The 3,999-nt window shown below is 56.7% G+C and carries 3 protein-coding genes; 2 read left to right on the top strand and 1 reads right to left on the bottom strand.

All coding sequences use genetic code 11. The features are described from left to right. Nucleotides 1-611: 611 nt before the first annotated feature. Nucleotides 612-1,211 (bottom strand): hypothetical protein, encoded by a 600-nt coding sequence (locus tag IVB27_RS14415; protein WP_247444203.1) that lies wholly within the window; start codon nucleotides 1,209-1,211, stop codon nucleotides 612-614. A gap of 674 nt (nucleotides 1,212-1,885) precedes the next feature. Between IVB27_RS14415 and IVB27_RS14410 the strand changes: the two genes are divergently transcribed. Both IVB27_RS14410 and IVB27_RS14405 read left to right on the top strand, forming a co-directional pair. Continuing rightward, on the top strand, nucleotides 1,886-2,146 hold the full coding sequence (locus IVB27_RS14410; protein WP_247444202.1) for a DUF5334 family protein: 261 nt from the start codon (nucleotides 1,886-1,888) through the stop codon (nucleotides 2,144-2,146). A gap of 132 nt (nucleotides 2,147-2,278) precedes the next feature. Next, nucleotides 2,279-3,175 carry an SDH family Clp fold serine proteinase gene (locus IVB27_RS14405; RefSeq protein ID WP_247444201.1) on the top strand — a complete coding sequence of 299 codons (897 nt, stop codon included), beginning with the start codon at nucleotides 2,279-2,281 and terminating at the stop codon, nucleotides 3,173-3,175. Nucleotides 3,176-3,999 lie beyond the last annotated feature (824 nt).

The raw sequence follows: 3,999 nt of genomic DNA, 5'->3' as shown, positions 1-3,999 counted from the left end.
TCGTCAGTCGAATTTCGTGATTGCAGTTCGGACAATGTAAGGTAGGCTCGTATGCGCCATTCGTGGCTGCCGCTTTGAAGCTCATCGCGTTGATCTCATCGTCGCTGAGTCGCGATTGAACCGTATTGGTGTGTCGGCGCCAGAGCGGAATGTGCGCGTCCACATGGGATTTCCACCTGTGGCTTCAAAATCTGAAATCCGAACGTGCGGATCCGTCGAAATATTCCATAATCTATGTTATGCGAATATGAATAGCTGATGGTTTCCAATGTGATATTACTGCTTGGTTCCATAACATAAGAGATGAGCCAGAAGCTGCTATGCAGCGAGATGCGGATCCCGCGATACGGCTAGTGCCAAAAGATCTCGGCGGCATCGAGTTTCTGCTTGCTGGGCCCCATCGGAAATAGAGATCGATCCTGCCCTGCTCGTCCGCGGCCGCGCCGTCGTCCATCGCTGCGATCCTGATCTTTGCGCGCGATAGCCAGTTTTGCGGTCGGCCTGCCCCAGGTCTCGGCGTAGCCGTCTAGGCTACGTCGCGGATCGCGTTGGCCGCGCCACTTGGAAGCTGAGACGCGGCGCCAGGCCATCGGAGGTGTTGAGGATCATTCTCATGTGTTCTTCGCTGTCGCGCCGCTCTTCGAATAACCTTCATTATGGAATATCCGAAGTCGATTTACTGGCGATCGGCTAGCACGATCGGCCAGCGTTTTGATTTCGGGCCGCGGGATCAGATGGAATTCTTCGCCAAACAGAACGGTGATGTAGACTAGCTTATCGCGGATGTCGCCAAGGGCCCTGGCGTCCCGGAGGCGATCGACCAGAACGACAGGCGCGATCGCCATGTCGGCGCCCGCCAAGGTAAGGACGTCGACGACGTTGCGGACGCCGCCGTTTCCAAGTAGTGGCAGCACCCGCAACGCCATTTCGCCGTGTGGTCCGGTCTCCTGACCGGTGGCCAGCGTGGTCGCTATTTCCTGGGCTATGGCGAATTCGGTGCTTTGCGGCATGCCGGTAACCAATCCGGCCGTGTAGCGGCTCTTCGATACCGTCACCCCCTTATCGCCGCCGGCGCTCTGCTTGCGCGGAGGCGCCTTCGCGGGCTCGGCCAGAGACGTCTGCGCCGCGCATCGATCGACCAGTTCGCCGATCCAAGCCGTTGCGATCACTGCGGTAAACAGGCCGATCCGAATCGCTCTGCAGACGCTCATTGCTGTAAAACCTGTTCGGTCCGGATCAGCCCCCTTCTCCGCCGTGGGCGGCGCCGTGCCGTCACCTCGATCAACAGGCAATTCCGCCAGAGCGTGACGGACGGAATGGATTCGTCTTGTCCCTCAAACGCATCCAAACCACGGCAGTTCCTGCACTCGCAGGCGGCGTGCGCAAGGCGCGGGCCGAGGCCTACGCGACTACCCCGAGAGTCAGATGATGATGATGTTCGGTTGGACCGATCCGAGATGCCGGCGCGTCAGATCGCGCAGGCAAACCGGGAAAAGCTCGGCACGAAACAAGAGTGTTTTCTGCTTATGGGCGACGCGAAAAAGTCGCGACGATGGCCGAGAATAGAAGCGTCTTTGGTGCGTCCGGAGGGCGGTCGCATTTCTCGCGATTTCAATGACTTGCCGAGATGGGTAAAGAAACTAGGTGCATTTCCTGCCTATAAGTGACTTTCAACGCGGAGCCCAAGCTGGCACCAAGTCGGGCGTGGCTCCCTTCCCTAAGCGCCAGCGGCATAGAGCCCTGCCCTCAGGCAAAGGTCACACGTTCGAATCGTGTCGGGTGCGACAGTTAAATCAATTACTTATTGGATTTTTCGATCCGTGCGCCGCCCGGTGGGTAAGCACCGGGTAAGCAGGAGAATTGCCTCGTGATACGCCTAAGCTTCTTGCTCGCGGTTCTGACCGCGTCCACCAATCTCACTGAAGCATTCGCATGGGACGGCACCAATGCGGCAACCGGCTCGAGCGTCGAGATTGAGCGAGGCCAACTTGTTCGATCTGGACGAACGATTGAGGTGTACGACAGCGATCATGGCTACAAGGAATATGACGTAGACAGCATCCGGCGTTCTGGCCGAACGGTCGAGATCGAGGCTACCGACACCTCAACCGGCGAGAGCACTACGCTTGAGATGGACGGCGACTGAACCAGCAATCTGGGAGGGGCGCTTCCGGCATCTCGCCAAGCCGGGAGCATCATTGGGCGCACGACTTGTTGTGAGGCGTTGCGGATAAGTTCCGATTCAGCTACAGCGTGTCCAGGGGAATGGGGCATCTGAATGGCTAAAGCGGATGGCGGCGACCTGACAACAGCCACGCGCAAGTATGTGGAGGCCGAGCTAAGCCGCCGGCTACAGCATATCGAGAGAACCCTCGACTGCGACGTGATTACCTGCATCCACGGTATCGGACCGCCCTTCGATGATCTAATCCGAGATCACATCGAAGACATCAAGGATAGAAAAGCTCGGCTCCTCGTCATACTTGAAACAGACGGCGGATCGATAGAGACGGCCGAACGTATCGCAGACGTTCTACGGCATCATTATCCCAAAGAGGTCTGTTTTCTCGTTCCCAACTTCGCAATGTCGGCCGGCACCGTGCTGTTGATGTCAGGTGACAAGATCTACATGGATTACTATTCGATCCTTGGTCCGATCGATCCCCAGGTAAGAAACCGCAACGGGACGTTTGTGCCCGCGCTCGGGTACCTCGAAAAGTACGAGCAATTGGTCAAGAAGTCGAAGAGTTCGGGCGGACTCAGTGCGGCTGAACTGGCGTTCCTAGTTCAAAAGTTTGATCCGGCGGAATTGCATCGCTTCGAGCAGGCGAGGGATCACTCGGTGGATCTGCTCAAGAAGTGGCTTGTTCAGTACAAGTTTAAGGACTGGGTTAAGACGCGCAGCAAAAAGAAAGCAGTCACCGCGGCTATGAGAGAAAAGCGAGCAGCTGAGATTGCGAACAAGCTCAATGACACTAAGAAGTGGCGCTCGCACGGTCGTGGGCTGTCCATGGAGGTGATCGAAAAGGAACTTAACCTCATCGTAGAGAACTTTGGTGCAAATTCGGAGTTGAACAAGGCCGTCCGGTCGTACTACAGAATGCTACAGGACTTCCTCGTTAGTCGGAACCATAGCGTCGCCATCCAGACCCGTAATCGATTTTTGGCCATTTGAGGTCTCGCCATGACGAAGCAGAACAAGATCAAAGTAGCCATCCGATCCAATCCGCGCGCTCGGCGCCATGAGAAGACTATCGTTGCTGCCCTGAGAGCCGTAGAGAAGCTTGCTGCTTCAGGAATGCCTAGCGAAGATTATGATCTCGCCTCCCCCTATGGAGGTAGGATCAGCACTCCGCCGCGGCCATCTTTGACCAAATCCAAGATGACCTACTGCGCCTGAACCCGACGTAGGGCAGATTGCAAAAGAGGCCTCGCTCATAGCGGGGCTTTTCTTTGACCTGAACGCGGGTTCTTGCTGCCTCCAGCCTCAATCCCCCAAGTGCGGCCCAGCTATTTCTGACGCCAATTCCGAGGTGTCGGCTTCTCAGGCATCGTGGAGGGAGCGTGCAACCGCCCTTCTGCGGCATCGGCGAGCCAATTGGCCCAACGATCTATGAGCGACTCGGGATCTATTTCCTCGATTGGCCAAGCCAACTGAAATTCCGACATTCCGTTCCAGAGTGCCTTTGCAGCCTCAATACCCGGATCGGCCATGAAAGGCCGCATCGTCGTGTTTCTGCCCATCAAAGGCGAGACCATGAAGGCGGTCTCGACCCACTCAAATCGACCAGCCTGGAAGGCATCGCAATACCAAAGCGAATGACTTCTCCCCTCGAAGTCATATCTGTCTCGAGGAACGCGAAGAATGATTCCGGCTCGAGCTACGACATCGAATGCTGGTGAACCGCCCCGGGATTGCCGGAGGCTCCAACTCTTGAGAAGGTGGAGCCATGACGAGCAAGACAACGAACAAGTTTTCACCCGAGGTCCGGGCGCGTG

It is taken from the genome of Bradyrhizobium sp. 197 (genome assembly GCF_023073375.1).
In the GTDB taxonomy this organism is placed as follows: domain Bacteria; phylum Pseudomonadota; class Alphaproteobacteria; order Rhizobiales; family Xanthobacteraceae; genus Bradyrhizobium.
Note: the sequence above shows the minus strand (reverse complement) of the source record. Positions and strands in the feature narration are given on the sequence as shown.

What these genes read in the sequence shown, in the direction of transcription:
- IVB27_RS14415 (WP_247444203.1), bottom strand. Translation starts at nt 1,211, where the DNA reads ATGAGCGTCTGCAGAGCGATTCGGATCGGCCTGTTTACCGCAGTGATC.
- IVB27_RS14405 (WP_247444201.1), top strand. Translation starts at nt 2,279, where the DNA reads ATGGCTAAAGCGGATGGCGGCGACCTGACAACAGCCACGCGCAAGTAT.